The organism is Actinomadura sp. NPDC049753 (genome assembly GCF_040674655.1).
In the GTDB taxonomy this organism is placed as follows: Bacteria; Actinomycetota; Actinomycetes; order Streptosporangiales; family Streptosporangiaceae; genus Spirillospora; species Spirillospora verrucosospora.
The window spans coordinates 1,468-19,154 of sequence record NZ_JBFARL010000157.1; the positions used below are offsets into that span (position 1 = coordinate 1,468).

At 72.8% G+C, this 17,687-nt stretch carries 18 protein-coding genes and 1 other RNA gene; 8 read left to right on the top strand and 11 right to left on the bottom strand.

Going from position 1 to position 17,687, the window contains the following annotated elements; all coding sequences use genetic code 11:
- From AB0K37_RS30615 to AB0K37_RS30630, 4 genes are all read right to left on the bottom strand, one after another.
- On the bottom strand, positions 1-731 hold a 731-nt coding region (locus AB0K37_RS30615; protein WP_363986910.1), incomplete at its 3' end, for a DUF2510 domain-containing protein.
- Positions 732-800: 69 nt separating this feature from the next.
- A complete protein-coding gene (locus AB0K37_RS30620) occupies positions 801-1,199 on the bottom strand; it encodes a hypothetical protein (RefSeq protein WP_185026136.1) in 399 nt (132 codons plus the stop codon).
- Positions 1,200-1,251: 52 nt separating this feature from the next.
- Positions 1,252-1,596, bottom strand: coding sequence for a DUF6191 domain-containing protein (locus AB0K37_RS30625; protein WP_363986887.1), 345 nt, complete (start codon positions 1,594-1,596; stop codon positions 1,252-1,254).
- Positions 1,597-1,641: 45 nt separating this feature from the next.
- Positions 1,642-2,193, bottom strand: coding sequence for a pyridoxamine 5'-phosphate oxidase family protein (locus tag AB0K37_RS30630; protein WP_363986889.1), 552 nt, complete (start codon positions 2,191-2,193; stop codon positions 1,642-1,644).
- Between the two features lie 113 nt (positions 2,194-2,306).
- Between AB0K37_RS30630 and AB0K37_RS30635 the strand changes: the two genes are divergently transcribed.
- The 4 genes from AB0K37_RS30635 to rnpB all read left to right on the top strand — a co-directional run bounded on the left by AB0K37_RS30635 (position 2,307) and on the right by rnpB (position 5,420).
- Positions 2,307-3,128, top strand: coding sequence for a Nif3-like dinuclear metal center hexameric protein (locus AB0K37_RS30635; protein WP_363986891.1), 822 nt, complete (start codon positions 2,307-2,309; stop codon positions 3,126-3,128).
- Entirely contained in the window at positions 3,125-3,868 is a 744-nt protein-coding gene (locus tag AB0K37_RS30640; RefSeq protein WP_363986893.1) for a C4-type zinc ribbon domain-containing protein, read from the top strand. The genes AB0K37_RS30635 and AB0K37_RS30640 overlap by 4 nt, the downstream gene beginning before the upstream one ends.
- Complete coding sequence (locus tag AB0K37_RS30645; RefSeq protein WP_363986894.1) at positions 3,865-4,968, top strand: bifunctional RNase H/acid phosphatase; 1,104 nt, start codon at positions 3,865-3,867, stop codon at positions 4,966-4,968. The genes AB0K37_RS30640 and AB0K37_RS30645 overlap by 4 nt, the downstream gene beginning before the upstream one ends.
- A gap of 55 nt (positions 4,969-5,023) precedes the next feature.
- Positions 5,024-5,420: RNase P RNA component class A (gene rnpB / locus AB0K37_RS30650), an RNA gene on the top strand.
- A gap of 27 nt (positions 5,421-5,447) precedes the next feature.
- On the opposite strand, the gene AB0K37_RS30655 is transcribed toward rnpB, so the two are convergent.
- Complete coding sequence (locus tag AB0K37_RS30655) at positions 5,448-5,843, bottom strand: DUF3592 domain-containing protein (protein WP_363986896.1); 396 nt, start codon at positions 5,841-5,843, stop codon at positions 5,448-5,450.
- A 498-nt stretch (positions 5,844-6,341) separates the two neighbouring features.
- Positions 6,342-6,590 carry a hypothetical protein gene (locus AB0K37_RS30660; RefSeq protein ID WP_363986898.1) on the bottom strand — a complete coding sequence of 83 codons (249 nt, stop codon included), beginning with the start codon at positions 6,588-6,590 and terminating at the stop codon, positions 6,342-6,344.
- Positions 6,591-6,861: 271 nt separating this feature from the next.
- Between AB0K37_RS30660 and AB0K37_RS30665 the strand changes: the two genes are divergently transcribed.
- Entirely contained in the window at positions 6,862-7,065 is a 204-nt protein-coding gene (locus tag AB0K37_RS30665; RefSeq protein ID WP_345178526.1) for a hypothetical protein, read from the top strand.
- A 48-nt stretch (positions 7,066-7,113) separates the two neighbouring features.
- On the opposite strand, the gene AB0K37_RS30670 is transcribed toward AB0K37_RS30665, so the two are convergent.
- From AB0K37_RS30670 to AB0K37_RS30680, 3 genes are all read right to left on the bottom strand, one after another.
- Positions 7,114-9,372, bottom strand: coding sequence for a bifunctional SulP family inorganic anion transporter/carbonic anhydrase (locus AB0K37_RS30670; protein WP_363986900.1), 2,259 nt, complete (start codon positions 9,370-9,372; stop codon positions 7,114-7,116).
- A gap of 90 nt (positions 9,373-9,462) precedes the next feature.
- Positions 9,463-11,331: a hypothetical protein gene (locus AB0K37_RS30675; RefSeq protein ID WP_363986901.1), complete on the bottom strand. Its 1,869-nt coding sequence runs from the start codon at positions 11,329-11,331 to the stop codon at positions 9,463-9,465.
- A 267-nt stretch (positions 11,332-11,598) separates the two neighbouring features.
- Positions 11,599-12,186, bottom strand: coding sequence for a YbhB/YbcL family Raf kinase inhibitor-like protein (locus tag AB0K37_RS30680; RefSeq protein WP_360358858.1), 588 nt, complete (start codon positions 12,184-12,186; stop codon positions 11,599-11,601).
- Positions 12,187-12,577: 391 nt separating this feature from the next.
- On the opposite strand from AB0K37_RS30680, the gene AB0K37_RS30685 reads away from it, so the two are divergent.
- Entirely contained in the window at positions 12,578-13,951 is a 1,374-nt protein-coding gene (locus AB0K37_RS30685; protein WP_345178520.1) for an NAD(P)/FAD-dependent oxidoreductase, read from the top strand.
- Positions 13,952-14,028: 77 nt separating this feature from the next.
- On the opposite strand, the gene AB0K37_RS30690 is transcribed toward AB0K37_RS30685, so the two are convergent.
- Entirely contained in the window at positions 14,029-14,838 is an 810-nt protein-coding gene (locus AB0K37_RS30690; protein WP_363986903.1) for an ABC transporter permease, read from the bottom strand.
- Positions 14,835-15,827 carry an ATP-binding cassette domain-containing protein gene (locus AB0K37_RS30695; protein ID WP_363986905.1) on the bottom strand — a complete coding sequence of 331 codons (993 nt, stop codon included), beginning with the start codon at positions 15,825-15,827 and terminating at the stop codon, positions 14,835-14,837. Before AB0K37_RS30695 ends, AB0K37_RS30690 begins: the two co-directional genes overlap by 4 nt.
- A gap of 362 nt (positions 15,828-16,189) precedes the next feature.
- Between AB0K37_RS30695 and AB0K37_RS30700 the strand changes: the two genes are divergently transcribed.
- Both AB0K37_RS30700 and AB0K37_RS30705 read left to right on the top strand, forming a co-directional pair.
- Entirely contained in the window at positions 16,190-16,672 is a 483-nt protein-coding gene (locus tag AB0K37_RS30700; protein ID WP_363986907.1) for a PH domain-containing protein, read from the top strand.
- Positions 16,669-17,687, top strand: a 1,019-nt coding sequence (locus tag AB0K37_RS30705; RefSeq protein ID WP_363986908.1) for a PH domain-containing protein, incomplete at its 3' end; no start/stop codon positions are given. The genes AB0K37_RS30700 and AB0K37_RS30705, both read left to right, overlap by 4 nt.

Below are 17,687 nucleotides of genomic sequence, written 5' to 3' on the forward strand. Positions count from 1 at the left end.
GTGAGGCGCGGTGATGGGGCTTGCGGTCCGGCCGGGGCGGACGGTGTTTCCGGTGGAGCCGATGGCGAGGTGCGCTGCGTGGGTGCGGGCGGGCGTGGAGGCGTCGTGAGGCGCGGTGATGGGGCTTGCGGTCCGGCCGGGGCGGACGGTGTTTCCGGTGGAGCCGATGGCGAGGTGCGCTGCGTGGGTGCGGGCGGGCGCGAAGGCGTCGTGAAGCGCGGTGATGGGGCCTGTGGTCCGGCCGGGGCGGATGGGGTGCGAGCCTCTGTCTCCGGTGGGGCTTCTGGCGGGGGAGGTGGTGGCGCGGCTGGCCGGTGCTGGGGCGGTGTGCGGGACGCGCCGAGGCTCGGTGGGGGAGGCGTGGGGGGTTCGGGCCGAGCCTCCTGGAGGGGCGGCTGCGACGCAGACGGCGTCTCCGCAACAGGGGGCGGGGGCGTGGCCGCGTGCTGAGGCAGCCCAGGGCCCGAAAGCGGGGGGTGCGGTGCTGGTGCTTCCGTTGAGGGCGGGGGCTCGGCGGCTGCAGGGGAAGGCGGCTCAGGCGCCGGCCGTGGTGCCGGGCTAGGGCGTTGCGGGCGCGGGGCGGGGGCGGGTGGGGGTTCGGCGCTCAGGGAGGCGCGGCGGCGTGCGCGGGAGTCGTAGCGGCGCGACTCGCCGGTCCAGGTCTGGCCGTCCCAGTAGCGTTCGCGACCCATCAACTCCGGATCTGGGTACCACCCAGGTGGTGCGCTCACCGGAACCCCGCCTCCCGTAAGGAACAGATCAAGGCTTGCGCACGGCGCGACACAGCGTCAACACGGCGGTCACAGCTTGGGGGTGAAGGGGCGGCGATGGGCGGGATCGTCCGGCTCGGCGAGGCCGCGCAGGGCCGTCTCGACGAGTTCGATCCCCTGGAGGAGGGAGACGAGGCGGGCGCCCTCGCGGCGGTAGGCGTCCAGGACGGACTCGACGCCGTGCGGGGGGACGACGTCGCCGAGGTCGACGCGAGCGGTGCGGAAGCCCTCCCGGGCCGCCTCCACGGACGCGTGGACATGGTGGCGGGCCATACGGGCGAGGGCGATGGGGTAGCGGCGCAGGACGCCGTAGCGCCGGTACTCGGGCGGGACGAGTTCCAGCAGCCAGGCGAGCGCCGTGTCCACGAAGCGGTCGGTGCCCGGCGGATGCACCTGCGAGGGCCAGCCGGGCGGAACGTAGGTGCTCACGAGGGCAGGATAACCCCGATTCGAACCTATGTTCGAGAGCCTTCCGGCCTGATCATGCGGGCGGCGGGGTGCGCCGGATCCGGATCTTGCCGGACTCCAGGTCGTCGCGGACGTTGCCGGATCCGGTCTGCTCGTGGTCGTCCTGGCGCAGCACCTTCTGCCGCTCCAGCTCCTCCTGCTTGACCTTCTTGGAGCCCTCGAAGGCGGAGGCGAGGTCCTCGAACATGCCGCCGCCGAAGCCGGCGCCGGTCTCGCCGTCGCCCCTGATGGCCCCCATCAGGGACGACTTGCCCGTCCCCTCGCGGGGCCACTCGATGGTCTCCGGCTCGGCCGCCTCCGGGCGGTTGCCCATCGGACGGCCCTTGACGCGCTTGCGGCGGCGAAAGGGTTGCTTCACGCACTCTCCAACGCGATGAGTCTCCAGAATGATCCCAGCGGACATTCAGGTTACAAACGACCACCGGGTGGGAGAACCGGTGAAATCTCCCTGGCGGAGCCCGAACACCGACTGTGGTCGCACCGCGACGGTGGCGTTCACCTCAGGGTCCAGGAAGTCGACACGATAGCGCGTGGCGTACTTGGAGTTGACCAGGTCGATGAAGCGCTGGAGATCCCGCAGTTCGGTGACGATCTCGGCGCGCCCCTCGATGACCACGGGGTTCTCGGCCTCCTCGGTGGTGACCACCACCTGGGGGTTCGCCCGCAGGTTCACCATCTTGCGGGACGGCACCGCGCTGCTGAACAGCAGTGCCTCCCCCGACCAGGCGCCCCAGACCGGCATGGAGTGCGGGCGCCCGTCCGGCCGCACCGTGCACACCCAGAAGTTGCGGGCGGCCCGCAGCCGCTCCACGGCCCAGGACCACGGCAGCAGGCCGCTTCCTTCCTGCGGTCCCTGGATGCCGTAACCCGGCATGTACGGACGTTCCGCCTTCGGTTCGACGGGTCGGATGGGCTGGATGGGCTCCGGTCCCGCGGCGGCGCCGGCGGCCGACATGGCGTTCCTCCCTCGGTCGTGCACTGTCCCTCCCATATCGTTACAGACCTTGGCGTCTCGGGGTGACGCTCGGTGGCTCGTTGGGAGCGCCCAGGCGCGGTAGCCTGCGGGACGTGCGCCTATCCCATGTCATCTCCGCTCTGGAGGAGCTCTACCCACCCGCATGGGCGGAGTCCTGGGACGCCGTCGGCCTCGTCTGCGGCGACCCCGGCCAGGAGGTGGGACGGGTGCTGTTCGCCGTCGACCCCGTCGCCGCCGTGATCGACGAAGCGCTGGAATGGGGGGCCGACCTCGTGGTCACGCACCATCCGCTGCTGCTGCGCGGGGTGCACTCGGTCGCCGCCACCACGCCCAAGGGCCGGCTTCTCCACCGCATGATCACTAACGGGATCGCGCTGCACACCGCGCACACCAACGCCGACCGGGCCGTCCCGGGCGTGTCGGACGCGCTGGCGCGGGCCGTCGGGCTTACCGGCGAGCTGCGCCCGATGGTCCCCGCCGACGACGACCCGCGCCGCGGCCTCGGCCGGATAGGGGAGCTGGACGAGCCGGTCGCGCTCCGGGAGTTCACCCGGCGCGCCGCCGCCGGGCTGCCGTCCACGGCCTGGGGCGTCCGGGCGGCCGGCGACCCGGACCGCCCCGTCCGCACCGTCGCCGTCTGCGGCGGCGCCGGCGACTCCCTGCTCGGCACCGCCCAGGCGGCCGGTGTCGACGTCTACCTCACCGCCGACCTGCGGCACCACCCCGCGTCGGAGTTCGCCGAGCAGGGCGGCCCGGCCCTGGTGGACGCCGCGCACTGGGCGACCGAGTGGCCCTGGCTCGCCGACGCCGAGCGGCGCCTGGCCGGGTCGTCCCCGGAAGCGGGCAAGTTGGAGACACGGGTGTCCACGCTCATCACCGACGCGTGGAACCTTCACGACGAAGGAGCAAAGTGAAAGCCGCACCGCAAGCCCAGCTTCGCCTGATCGACCTGCAGGACCTCGACAGCTCTCTCGACCGGCTGGCGCACCGCCGCCGCACGCTGCCGGAGCTGGCGGAGATCGAGCGGCTGGAGGGCCGGCTGACCGAGCTGCGCGACGCGATCGTGGCGGCCGAGACGGAGGTCGGCGACCTGAAGCGGGAGCAGAAGAAGGCCGAGCAGGACGTCGACCAGGTCCGCACCCGCGCGGACCGCGACCAGAAGCGGCTCGACTCGGGGCAGGTGACCTCGGCCAAGGATCTCAGCAGTCTGCAGACCGAGATCGAGTCGCTGCACCGCCGCCAGTCCGACCTGGAGGAGGTCGTGCTGGAGATCATGGAGCGGACCGAGGAGGCCGAGGGCCGGGTCGCCGCGCTGAACGCCGAGCGCTCCGGCGCGCAGGAGGAGCTGGCCACGCTCACCGAGCGCCGCGACGCCGCCCAGCGCGAGATCGACGACGAGGCCGGGGCGTCGAGCGCCGCGCGCACCGCCGTCGCCAAGGACGTCCCGGACGACCTGCTCGGCCTCTACGAGAAGCTGCGCGGCCAGTTCGGCGGCGTCGGAGCGGCCAAGCTGTACCGCGGCGCCTGCCAGGGCTGCCACCTCGCGCTGAACACCGTCGACCTGAACCGCATCCGGGCCGCCGCCGAGGACGAGGTCATCCGCTGCGAGGAGTGCCGCCGCATCCTCGTCCGGACGCCCGAGTCGGGTCTGTGAGCGCCGGCCGGAAGCTGGTCGTCGAGGCGGACGGCGGGTCGCGCGGCAACCCCGGGCCCGCCGGGTACGGGGCGCTCGTCCGCGACGCGCTGACCGGCGAGGTGCTCGCGGAGGTCGCCGAGTCGATCGGGCACGCCACCAACAACGTCGCCGAGTACCGGGGCCTGATCGCCGGGCTCGCGGCGGCCGCCGGGATCGACCCGTCCGCCCGCGTCGAGGTCCGGATGGACTCCAAGCTCGTCGTGGAGCAGATGTCGGGCCGCTGGAAGATCAAGCACCCGGACATGGTGCCGCTGGCGCTGGAGGCCCGCGAGCTCGCCGCCGCGCTGGGAGCGGTGTCCTACGGCTGGATCCCGCGCAACCGCAACGCGCACGCCGACCGGCTCGCCAACGAGGCCATGGACGCCGCCGCCCGCGGCGAGCACTGGACGCGCAAGGTCGAGGAGGCGCCGGAGGAGCCCGACCCGCCGCCCCGGCCCGCCTCGTCCACGCCGACGACCACGCTGCTGCTGCGGCACGGCGAGACGCCCCTGTCGATCGAGAAGCGCTTCGCCGGGATCGGCGACGTCCCCCTCACCCCGCACGGCCTCGCCCAGGCCCGCGCCGCCGCCCTCGCCCTCAAGGACCGGGGGATCGACGCGATCGTCACCTCGCCCCTGTCCCGCTGCCGCGACACCGCCGCCGAGGTCGCGGCCGTCACCGGCCTGGACGTCCGGGTCGAGGACGGCTTCCGGGAGACCGACTTCGGCGACTGGGAAGGGCTCACGTTCGCCGAGGCGGGCAAGGGCTGGCCCGCCGAGCTGAAGGCGTGGCTGGCCGACCCCGACGCCGCCCCGCCCGGCGGGGAGAGCTTCGCCCAGGTGTCCCGCCGCGTCCGCACGGCCCTGGACAAGCTGAAGGTCCGCTACCGCGAGCAGACGGTCCTGGTGGTCTCGCACGTCACGCCGATCAAGCTTCTCGTCAGGGACGCCCTGGGCGCGCCCATGTCGTCCCTGTACCGGATGCACCTCGACGTGGCGGCGCTGACGTCCGTCGACTGGTACGCCGACGGCCCGGCGACCCTGCGCGCCTTCAACGACACCCATCACCTTCCCGCCTGACCGGTGACGGGTACGTGTGCGGCACACGGAGCCGCTAACCTTGAGCCACGGCGGACGAGCCGGCCGGACGGCCGCGTCGGGGAGCGATCCCCGTCGAGGAAAGTCCGGGCTCCACAGGGTAGGGTGGTCGGTAACGCCGACCCGGGGTGACCCGCGGGACAGTGCCACAGAAAGCAGACCGCCACCGGTCCGCCGGTGGTAAGGGTGAAACGGTGAGGTAAGAGCTCACCAGCGCCCACGGTGACGTGGGCGGCTAGGTAAACCCCACCCGGAGCAAGGTCAAGAAGGGGCCCCGCAAGAGGCCCCGCGCAGGTGCCTGAGGGCGGCCCGCCCGAGCCTGCGGGTAGACCGCTGGAGACCGCCGGCAACGGCGGCCCGAGATGGATGGCCGTCACCCGCCGCCCCGCAAGGGACGACGGACACAGAACCCGGCTTACAGGCCGACTCGTCCGCCCCACCCCCCGACCTGCGGCGTGGCTTCATGCTGCGGCAGAGGGGCGTGCACGGGTGCGGTAGGCGCCGAGGCCCGAGGCGACCGCCACGACCGTGAACAGCGACCACGCGGCCAACGCCCTTCCCAGATCCTGGAACGGCTGAACGTCAGCCGGGTTATCGGGGTCGTAGGCGACCTCGACTTCGGTTCCCTGTCTGGCGGTTCCAGGCCAGCTGCGCCGGCGCTCATCGGCCTTCACCCTGCTGCCGTCGCCCGCCGCGAACTCGACGACGATGTGGCCGGAAGAGCGGTTGCCGCTGACCTCCAGTACCCGCGCCGTCGCCCTTGCCTTGCCCGCCTGCCCCGCCCACGCGGCTATCGTTCCGCCGATCCAGACGACCGAAAGCAGACCCGTGACGGAAGCGACGATGATGCACGCCACGTAGACCGGGCGATAGTGGCGCGAACTTTCCCTTGACATAAGAAAATGATCGCAGCCCGTTCTGGTCCCCCACCGCACTCCGGAGACGGGCAGGGGCGGAATCGCTGGAAGGCCGACTCGTCCGCCCGCAGACCACCTGGGAAGCGCCGGCCGTCCAAGTTTCGTTCAGGGCGGCCAGGACGTCTTGGGGCGGTTCGGAGGCCGGGCGTGCGCGGCCGCGGTACGGGGTGAGCTGATCAGCTCGGAGGAAGCGCGCCGACACCTTCGGCGGAGGTGCGGCCGGCGGGCGTGCCGTGCGGCCGCACATTCTGGCTGGGGCGGGGAAGTTCGGGAGGCCCGTCCTCGGTTCCCCGGCTTCCCCGAACAGGTCGGGCTTTGCCATTCCGGGGGGAGGTGGGGCCCGGTGGTGGCCGGGCCCCTTGATGGTGCTGTGTTGAGGACGCCGTCCAGACCCGTTGCGCTGGTCTGTGCGGCGTCCGGGGTGGCTTCGCGTACCGCCTACGGGCGGATCGTCCGCGATCCGTCGGAGTACGTGGTCGTCTTCCCGTCGTCGCTGACGTGGACCCGCTCGCCCCCGGGACCCCGGGAGAAGCTGACCGCGTTCGGCTCCGGCGGGGTGACGGCCGCACCGGGCTCCGGCCGGACCAGCTGCGATCCGTCGGCGTACGTGGTCGTCAGTCCGTCGTCGCTGACGTCGACCGGCTCGCCCCCGGGACCCCGGGAGAAGCTGATCATCTTCTTGCCCATGAGAGGACCTCCTCGGTTGTGCTCGGGCCGCGGTCCTCGTCCGCGGCCATGGACCTTGCACCGCTACCGTCCGAGAACGCCGGTGGTCGGCAACCGCTGAATCGTGCGCCGGGCGGCCGGGGGCCGACGGGTTGGGGACAGAGACTCTCCTGAAACAGGTCATGGGACACAGAGGGCTTCAAACGGGGCGCTTACCGTCCTGGTAAGAGCTGATCGCCCTGATCGGTGACGGCGGCGGGACCGGGGTGCTGGAGTCCCGTGGAGAGGAGCGATGATGATCGTCATCGTGTTCGTGGCCCTTGTGCTCGCCGGGGTGCTGGGGAGCCTGGTGTACCTGTGGGACTTCTCGCGCGCCAGCCGGCGCGACGCGCTGTTCCTGCCGGCGACGGACAGGCGCGCGCGCCGGGCGCGCAAGGTCACGGGGATGTACGTGCGCAGCTACACGCGCGGCGAGGACGAGCTCGTCGGGCGCTGATGAACCCGGTGCGCGGGTCGTCCTGCCGGAGGACGACCCGCGCCTGCGTCAGGTGAGGGACCGGGGCCGCGGGGCCTCGGCCGGGACGGGGACGAAGGCGCCGCCGGCCGGGTCGTAGACCTCGACGGTGGCGGACCCGAGGTCGAGGTGGAGGCCGACCAGCTCGATCTCGCCGGAGTCGACCCGCTCCCGGAGCCACGGGTAGGTCAGCAGGTTGTCGAGCTGCTGGATCACGTTGATCTTGCAGAGGCGGGCGAGGGGCTGCTCGTCGCCGGGCGGCTCCTCGGCCAGGAAGCGGGCCAGGCTGTGGTTGCCGTGCTTCAGCCAGCGCGACAGGCCCTCCAGGTGCTCGACCTCGGTGCCGCCGGCGAGCAGCGCGGCCATCGCGCCGCAGTTGGAGTGGCCGCAGACCGTGATGGTCTTGATGTCCAGGACGTTGACGGCGTACTCGACGGTGGCCGCCACCGAGTCGTCGGGCGTCCGGGAGCCGTGCCGGGGGACGAGGGCGCCGACGTTGCGGTTGATGAACAGGTCGCCGGGGCCGCTCGCGGTGATGATGTTGGGCACGATGCGCGAGTCGACGCAGGTGATGAACAGGTGCTGGGGTTTCTGCTCCATCGCCAGCTCGGCCATGATCGGGCGGACGAGCGGGGCCGTGCGCCCGTGGTACTCGCGGACGCCGTTCAGCAGGACGTCCGCGGGGGACATCTCGGGTGCGTCCAGCGCGGCCTCGGCCCGCCGCCGCCTGTTGGACCAGGGGGCCCACCAGCGGGCCGGAGGCGGATTCTTGGCCGCTTGGGAGATATCGCCTGTCACAGCTCTTTCATACCAAGCCTCGTGAACCTCGTCGATGTCGACCCTCCCCCCTTGGCGCTCGTGGGCGAGCCTCCAGCGATGGACGGCGTCGAACGCGGCATGGTCCATGAAGTCGACGTTGAGGTCGAGGTCGACGCGGGCGTCCGGCGGGATCTGCTGGAGAGCGCGCGCGGCGCGGGGGACGCCGAGGAAGGTGAACGTGCCCTCGACGACCACGTGCCAGCGGGGTGAGGCGGGGGCGTCGCCGGGGGCGGGCACGAGTTGCTCCGTCCGGACCGAGAGCCGGGTGAGCCGGCGCAGGGCCAGCACCGCCATGACCCCGATGCCGAGCAGGACGCCTTCGCCGAGACCGAACAGCACGACGCCCCCGAGGGTGACGAAGTAGGCGGGCGCCTCGCGGTGGTGGCGCAGGGCGCGGACCCGGGACAGGTCGGCCAGCCGGACGCCGAGCACGACGAGCAGCGCGGCGAGCGCGGCCAGCGGGACCTGCTCGATGAGCGGCCCGCAGGCCAGGGCGAGGACGAGGACCCAGACGCCGTGCAGGACGGGGGACAGCCGGGTGCGGCCGCCCGCCTCGATGTTGGCGGTGCTGCGGACGATCACGCCGGTGATCGGCAGCCCGCCCAGCAGGCCGGAGACGGCGTTCGCGGCGCCCTGGCCGAGCAGGTCGCGGTCGAGGTCGGCGGACGGGACGCCGGCCGGGCGGGAGCGGTCGACCGCGACGCTGCACAGCAGGGACTCGACGGCCGCGACGAGCGCCACGGAGATGACCGCACCGGTGATACCGAACAGTGACCCTTCCGGCATGACGGGGAGGCTCCAGCCGTCCAGCAGCGAGGACGGCAGGTCGACGCGCGGCACCCGCCAGCCGAGGGCCCAGGCGAGGGCGGTGGCCAGGGCGACGGCGGGCAGCGGGCCCGGGATGAGGCGGAGCGCCCCGCTCTTCGGCAGCCGCGACCAGCCCAGCACGACGAGCACGGTCAGCCCGGCCACCAGCGCGGAATGCGTGTGCGGCCGCGCGAGCTGGCCCGGCAGCTCGCTCAGGTTCGCGACGGCCGACTGCTGGGGACTTCCGCCGAGGACCACGTGGACCTGGGCGAGGACGATGACGACGCCGACCCCGGCGAGCATGCCGTGCACGACGGCGGGGGAGACGGCGAGGGCGGCGCGCGCGACCCGGCTCGCGCCCAGCACGATCTGCACGAGTCCGGCGAGCAGGGTGATCGTGCAGGTGGCACGCCAGCCGTAGGTCTGCACGAGTCCGGCGACGAGGACGGTGAGCCCGGCGGCGGGTCCGCTGACCTGGAGCGGCGAGCCGCCGATCAGGCCCGCGACGACGCCGCCGACGATGGCGGCGATCAGCCCGGCGGCGACGGGTGCGCCGGAGGCGACGGCGATGCCCAGCGAGAGCGGGATCGCGACGAGGAATACGACGAACGAGGCGAGGAGGTCTCGCCGGAGCGTGGATGCGTTCGGTGGCTGAAAAGTCACACAACGTATTCAATCATGTACTCGGCGTCCCCTTGGACGCGACGAGGGCCGCCGGACGGATCCGGCGGCCCTCGATCGAGTGTGCCCTGGTCAGCGGCGGTAGTTCTCCCAGTCGTCGGTGGGCTGCTGGGAGCCGTACGGGGGGTTGTCGTTCTGCTGGCCGCCCTGCGGGTAGCCGCCCTGCTGCTGCGGCGCGCCGCCGTAGTAGCCGGACCCGTACGCCTGCGTGGCGTTCGGGTCGGCGTAGCCGCCGGTGCCCTGGTCGTGCGGCGCGGCGAGCGGGTCGCCGCCGTTGTAGCTGCTGCCGCTGAAGTCGCCGTAGGCCCCGGAGCCCCCGGAGCCGGCCTCGCCGCCTCCGCCGCCGCCGAACCCGCCGAGCGGGTCGTCGTAGCGCTGCGAGTCGCCGTAGGCGGGGGCGGTCGGGTAGCCGTCGTTCTGCTGGCCCTGCCCGTACCCGGGCGGCCCGCCGATCCCGGAGTCGTAGCCCTGGCCGGAGCCGCCGCCCTGCTGCCCGCCGGACGGCCACGGGCCGGTGTTGCCGGTGCTCGGCGGGCTGGGCGGTGTCGTCCCGTAGGAGCCGGTGCCGAGCGGGTCGCTCAGCGGGTCGTTCAGGGAGCCGCCGTAGGAGCCGCCCGTGTCGGACGGCGAGGGCGGGCCCGACCGCTGCCGGTCGGACTGGATGCGCTGGAGCAGCTCGTCGACGGTCGGGAGCTTGTGGCCGTCGGTGTCAGTGCCGCCGCCGTGCGCCGCCGGGGCGGCGGGGGCGGGAGCGGGAGGAGCGGGGGGAGCGGGCGGAGCCGGAGGCTCCTCGGGACGGCCGAGGGGCAGCCCGAGCGGGTCGCCGCCGAGGGCCCCGCCGGGGCCGGACGAGCCGAGCGGCATGTCGTAGTCCTGGCGGCCTCCGGGCGGCGGGCCGGCGGCCGGACGGCCTCCGAGCGGGTCGGAGGCGTAGTCGCCGTAGGACGGCTCCTGGGAGCCGTACTGGGGCTGCTCGGGGACGCCGTACTGCGGCTGCTCAGGCACGCCGTACTGCGGCTGGTCTCCGCCGTACTGGTCCTGGTTCCCGTACTGGTCCGGGACGCCGTACTGGTCCTGGCTTCCGTACTGGTCCTGGCCGCCGTAGGACGGGTCGCCCGAGCCGTAGTCGGACGCTCCGTACGCGGGCTGCGGCTCCTGGCCGCCGTACACCGGCTGGTCGGGCGCGCCGGGGCCGCCGAAGGGGCTCTGCGGGCCGGTGCCGCCGTGGCCGCCGGGGGCGCCCGGTCCGGCCAGGTCGGTCGGGATGGGGTCGAGCGACGTCGCGCTCGGGTCGTTGCCGGGGAACGGGGAGCCGCCCTGGAACCCGCCCGGGCCCGGGGGCGCCTGCTGCGGACCGGTGCCGGGGCCGAGGCCGTTGAGGACGGTGCCGTCGGGGCCGAGGGAGACGGGCTGGGTGAGGCCGGGCGGCTCGATGGCCGGCTGCTCGGGCGGGGGAGCCTGCGCGTTCAGCGGGTCGGCGGCCGGGTCGCTCTCGGGGCGCGGGCCGCCCTCGTTCTGCTGCCAGGGGAACTTGGGCTTGTCGAAGGTGATCGTCGCCCAGTAGTCGTCGTCCTCCATCTCGTCCGACGCCTGGCCCGGAGGCGGGGGCGGCGGGGCGGACGGCCCCGGGGCGGAGGTGGGAGCGGCGAGCGGGCCGCCGCCGCCGCCGGCGACGCGGCGGTCGGGAACGGGCTCGGGAGCGCGGTCGTAGCCGCCGTCGTAGCCCTCGTCGTAACCGGGGCCGTACTCGTCCGGGGCGCCCGTCTGCTCCTGCGGCGGGGGGACTCCTCGGCGGCCGCGCGGCTGCTTCTGCGGCTCGTCGTCCATCCAGTCGTCGTCGTCATCGCCCCCCGCCCTGCTGGCCCGCAGGCCGAGGGCCACGAGGACGACCACGAGGACGACGACCACAATGAGGCCGAAGACCACGATGTAAGAAGTCATGCCACCACCCAATGCCTTGGCCCGGCGAGAGTCGCCAGCGCGGACCGCGGGTCCGTCCCGATTGTCGCCAGCGTCCGGATAGTCACGGGTTTCCGCCGCCTTGGCTTACCCGATTCTCTCCGACCGCTATGACCGTTGTCACACCCTTCGCGCACATTCACCCTCACACGGCGCGTGCCGATCGGCCAACTCCGCCGATCCGCACACCCCTGACAGCTCCGGCCCCCGCTGGGGCCCGCCCTGACCCTGTGCTCGCAGGCTCCACGGTCAACGCGCCTGCTCGCCGCCGAAGTTCCCGGTGATCCGCCCGCGCCCCACCGTGTGCTTGGCGATCGCGGGGAGCGAGTCCTTCAGAGCCGCGCCGTTCCGGAACGGTGCCGGATCGTCCAGCGCGTAGATGCTGAACCGGTACCGATGCTTCTCTCCCTTGGGCGGGCACGGGGGCGCGTAACCCGCCTTCTTGCCGGTGGTCAAGCCCTCGACGGTCCCGTCGAGCCGGGCGCCTTCGACCAGCTCGTTCACGGTTCCGTCGATGCCCGCGATCACCCAGTGGACCTTGGCGCCGCCGGAGGCGTCCGGGTCATCCATCACGATCGCGAACGACCGGGTGCCGGCCGGCGTGCCCGACCACCGGAGCGGCGGGGTCTTGCCCTGACCGCCAGGGTACGTCGTGCAGCCGTATCTCGGGGGCAACTCGCGCCCATCGCGGAAGACCGGGCTGGTCACGGTGAACCACTCCGACAGTTCCGCGCTCTTGTTCTGGGGCTGGCCGATCAGCCCGCAGCCGCTCAGCGCCCCGGCGAGCGCGAGCGCGCCCGCCGCGGCCATGACCGGCCGCCGGTCTCTGCTCATCATCGATACGCTCCCGGGCGAGATCGTACGCCGCGCGCCGCCGGATCGCCGTCATCTCGGCCCCCGATTGTCGGCCGCGCGCGTCCCGCCGCCGGCGCCCCCTTCCTCGTCCGCCCCAACCTTAGGGCTTTCCGGGGGGTGGGACGGGCCGTTCGCCCCGCCTCGGGAGGCCGTCGCCCGGGGCGGTGTCCTGTGACGTTCGTCATGCGTGCATTGCTGCGCTCCACCCCGCTTTTGGGTAAGTAGTGGCGGGTTTCACACCCGTATCCGCGCGATCCTTTGCCGTAACGGGAAGTTCGGCGGTTCTTTCGTGGTTCCCGATTGGTGAACGGCACGTTCCATCCGCTAGTTTGTGAATGTCTTCACAAGCCGACCGTGACATTGGAGGGCCGCAATGGCCAGGACCGCCCAGGGGACCCCCGGCGCTCCCCACATCCTCATCGTGGGTGGCGGCTATGTGGGCATGTACACCGCTCTTCGCCTGCAGAAGAAGCTGAAGCGGGAGCTGAAGAGGGGCGAGGTCAGGGTCACCGTCGTCGACCCCAACTCGTACATGACGTACCAGCCGTTCCTGCCCGAGGCCGCCGCAGGGAACATCTCCCCGCGGCACGTCGTCGTCCCGCTGCGCCGGGTGCTGCCGAAGTGCACCGTCCGCAAGGCGCGCGTGACCGAGCTGAACCACGACGAGCGATGGGCGATCGTCCAGCCGCTGGCGGGCCCGCCGGAGCGGATCACCTACGACTACCTGGTCATGGCGGCCGGCGCGGTGCCGCGGCTCCTGCCGATCCCCGGGCTGGCCGAGAACGGCATCAGCCTCAAGACCGTCGGCGAGGCCATCCACCTGCGCAACCACGTCCTGGAGCAGCTGGAGATCGCCGAGTCGACCGACGACGTGGAGCTGCGCCGCAAGGCGCTGACCTTCGTGTTCGTCGGCGGCGGGTTCGCCGGCGTCGAGGCGGTCGCCGAGCTCGAGGACATGACCCGCGACGCCACCAAGTACATGCGCAAGGTCACGCCGCAGGACCTGCGGTTCGTCCTGGTGGAGGCCGCCGACCGCATCCTGCCGGAGGTCGGCCCCGACATGGGCAAGTGGACCGCCGAGCAGCTGCGCGGCCGCGGCATCGCGGTGAAGATGAACACCTTCCTGCAGTCGGCGGTGGACGGCCAGATCGAGCTGTCGGACGGCAGCAGCTTCCCGGCCGGCACCCTCGTGTGGAACGCGGGCGTCAAGCCGTCGCCGGTCGTGCGCAACGGCGACCTGCCGGTCGACGAGCGCGGCCGCGTGAAGGGCACCGAGTACCTCACCATCGAGGGCCTCGTCCGCGCGTTCACCGCGGGCGACAACGCCGCGATCCCGGACCTCACCGAGGACGGCATGTTCTGCCCGCCGAACGCCCAGCACGCCGTCCGCCAGGCCAAGCTGCTCGGCGACAACATCGTGCGGTCGATGCGCGGCAAGACGCTCAAGCCCTACGTGCACGGCAACCTCGGCGCCGTCGCGGGCCTCGGCCTGCACAAGGGCGTGGCCAACCCCCTCGGCATCAAGCTCAAGGGCTGGCCCGCGTGGTTCTTCCACCGCAGCTACCACGGCGCGATGGTCCCGACCTTCAACCGCAAGATCCGCGTCATCGCGGACTGGACGCTCGCGCTGTTCCTCAAGCGCGAGACCGTCTCGCTCGCGACCATCGAGCAGCCGCGCGCCGACTTCGAGCTCGCGGCCCTCGACGACGGCAAGGCGAAGGCGAAGGCCGACCAGAACGCGGCCTGACCCGTTCCGCGCGAAACGCCCCGGCGGTCCCCGACCGCCGGGGCGTTCCCCGTTCTCAGCAGCGCCTCGGCCGAGCCTCAGGCGCGCTGCTTGAAGGCGCGGAGCGACAGGGGCGCGAAGACCAGCGAGATGCCGACGCCCCACGCGAGCGCGATCCAGGCGTGCTCCAGGACGGGGCCGCCGACCAGCAGGCCGCGCATCGCCTCGACCAGCTGCGTGACCGGGCTGTTGTCCATGACGTACGCGAGCCAGCCGGGAATGCCCTTCGTGGACGGGATGAACGCCGTGCTGAGGAAGCTCAGCGGGAAGATCACCACGAAGCCGAAGATCTGCACCTTCTCCGGCTCGCTGACCTTCATCGCGATGAAGACCGACGTCCAGGAGAACAGGATCGCGAAGGTCAGCAGCAGCAGGAACGCGCCGATCACGGCCAGCGCGTTCGTCTCCACCCGGAAGCCGATGGCGAACCCGACCAGCAGCAGGATCGTCATCGACCACGCCTGCTTGACGGTGTCGGCGATGATCCGCCCGGCCAGCGGGGCGCTGCGCGCGATCGGCAGGCTGCGGAACCGGTCGAACACGCCCTTGGTGATGTCGGTGTTGAGCCCGAACCCGGTGCTCATCCCGGCGAACAGGGCGTTCTGGGCGATGATGCCGGGGATCACGATCGGCAGGTACGCCTCGACGCTGCCGGCCATCGGCGGGCCGAACACGTAGGCGAACAGCAGCACGAACATGATGGGCTGGATCGACAGGTCGAGCAGCTCCATCGGGTTGTGCTTGATCTGCACCAGGTTCCGCCAGGCCAGCGTGATCGTGTTGCGCAGGGCCGTGGCCGGCGCGATCCGCTTGGACAGATCCTGCGGCGCGAGCGTCGCGGTGGTCATGCGGAGGCGCCTTCCTTGTCGGTCTGCTTCTGCAGTTCGTCGGCCTCGGCGTCGATGTCGTCGGTGTGGTGGCCGGTGAGGGCGAAGAACACCTCGTCCAGGCTGGACTTGCGCAGCGACAGCTCGCCGACGGCGACGCCCGCCTCGTCGAGGCGGCGGACCACGGCCGGCATCAGCTGCGGGTCGGTGATCGGCGCGCTGACCAGGTCGTCGCGCACCTCCGGGACGGCCTCGGCCAGCTCGCCGACGATGCGCTCCACCGCCGCCACGTCCGCCGCGTCGACCGGCCTGACCTCCAGCACCTGCCCGCCGACCTGGGCCTTGAGCATGTCGGACGTGCCGTGCGCGATGGCCTGGCCGCGGTCGATGACGATGATGTCGTCGGCGAGCTGGTCGGCCTCCTCCAGGTACTGCGTGGTGAGCAGCACGGTGACGCCGTCGTCGGTCAGGCCGCGGACGATGTCCCAGAGGCCGTTCCGGCTGCGCGGGTCGAGGCCCGTGGTCGGCTCGTCCAGGAACAGGATCTGCGGGCGCCCGACGAGGCTCGCGGCCAGGTCGAGGCGGCGGCGCATCCCGCCCGAGTAGGTCTTGGCGGCGCGCTCGGCGGCGTCGGTCAGCTGGAAGCGCTCCAGCAGCTCGGCGGCGCGCGCCCTGGACTCCCGGCGCGGGATCCCGAGCAGCCGCCCGATGAGGATGAGGTTCTCGGTGCCGGTCAGCATCTCGTCGACCCCGGCGTACTGGCCGGTGAGCCCGATCAGCTGCCGCACCTTGTGCGCGTCCTTCACCACGTCGAACCCGCCGACCCGGGCGGTGCCGCCCGTCGGCTCGATCAGCGTGGCGAGGATCCGGGTCATGGTCGTCTTGCCGGCGCCGTTCGGCCCCAGCACGCCGAGGACGGTTCCGGCCTCGGCGGTGAGGGAGACGCCGTCCAGCGCCCGGGTCTCACCGAACCGCTTCTCCAGGCCGTCCGCCTGGATCGCGTAGGTCATGGGGATCTCCTAGGACTCGGTTGCCGGACGCCCGTGCCCCCGGCCAGGGGGACCAGCCAAGATAGGCGGAGTCCGGTTCAAGTGCATGCAAATTTGTCGCCGCCGCCCCAGGCGACGCCCTGCCGGCGGCGTGAACCACGCCACAACCTCGCACGCGCCACCGACAATCTCGCACGCGCCACTGACAGAAACGACGGCGCGCCCGCGATCGTGCCGCCGCTTCCTCTGCCGTTCCGGTCGTACGGGGCGGCGGGAGGGCGCCTCCGGCGCTCTAGACTCGCCGTGTGACGTCGGTGCGGCCTGGGCGCCGGAGGGGCGGCGGGGGGCCGCGCCCGCCGCGTCTGAGGCCGCCCGAACACCGGGTGTCGCCCCGCGCGATCGCGCACTGGGCCATCGAGTACCTGCTGCTGTGGGGCCTGGCGTTCGGCCTCGCCCTCGGCGTGGCCGCCTGGATCGGCGACGCGGGCTGGGACGCGCTGCCCGCCTGGCTGACCGGCCGGATCGGCTGGCTCCCCTCCATCGTCGGCGCCGTGGGGCTGCTGGTGGTCACGGTCGCGCCCGTGTGGCGGTACCGCGTCCACCGCTGGGAGGTGAGCTCCGACGTCGTCTACACGCGGACGGGCTGGTTCAGCCGCGAATGGCTGCTGGTGCCCGTCGGGCGCATCCAGACCGTCGACAGCAAGCAGGGGCTGATCGAACGGATGCTCGGCCTCGCCACCATCGAGGTCAACACCGCCTCCCACGCCGGTTCCTCGGAGGTCGCGGGCCTGCCCGTGGCCGTGGCGACGCGCCTCGCCGAAGACCTCGCGCACCGCGCGCACGATCTCCGCGACGACGCCACGTGACCGCACGCCTGCATCCGCTCACCTTCGTGGTCGGCGCCGTCCGCGAGCTGCTGGCGCTCCTCGCCGCCGGCGCGACGGGCCTGCTCGTGGGCGGGCTGTCCACCGCGTTCTACTTCACGCTCGTGGGGCTGGCCTTCGGGCTGGTCTTCCACGTCGCGAACTGGGCGACGTTCACCTACGTGCTGCACGAGGACCGCATCGAGTTCCGGCGCGCGCTCGTCGGCCGGTCGGTCAAGAGCATCCCGCGCGACCGGATCCGGGGCGTGGACATCACCGCGTCCCTCCCGCACCGGCTGCTCGGGCTGGCCGTCGTGAGCATCGACGCCGGGGCGGACGGCGGCGAGGGGGAGCTGAACGCGGTCTCCCGCGGCGAGGCCGAACGGCTGCGCGGCGTCCTGCTCGCCCGGGACGCCCCGGTCCCGCCGCGCCGCACCCTCGGCCGCATGCGGCGCCGCTGGTACCTGTACGCCCCGCTCAGCGGCGCCTATTTGCTGACGCCGTTCGCGCTGGCGGGCAGCCTCCTCGGCACCGTCTACAACCTCGGCGACGACCTCGGACTGATCACGCGCGAGCGCGTGGAGACGCTCGGCCACGACGTGGTGGGGCTGCCCACCGCCGTGGTCCTGGCGCTGGCCATCCTCACGCTGATCGCCATGCCCGTCATGTCGGTGATCGTCTTCACCCTCTTCAACTGGGACTTCACCGTCCACGAGCGGGACGGGTCCGTCGTCGCCGAGCGGGGGCTCGTCACCCGCCGCAGCGTCTCCCTCGAACGCCGCCGGCTGCGGGGCGTCGAGCTCGCCGACAACCCGTTCGAGCGCGCGGCGGGCGTGACGCGCCTGGGCGCCCTCATCACCGGGCTGGGGGACGCCGCCCAGCGGGGGCGGCTGCTGCCCGCCGCGCCCCGGGCGGCCGCCGAGGCCCTCGCCGCGCGGGTCGTCGGGAACGTCCCCGGGCCGCTGACCGCGCACCCGCCGGCCGCGCGGAGCCGCCGCGTCGTCCGCGGGGTGGCGCC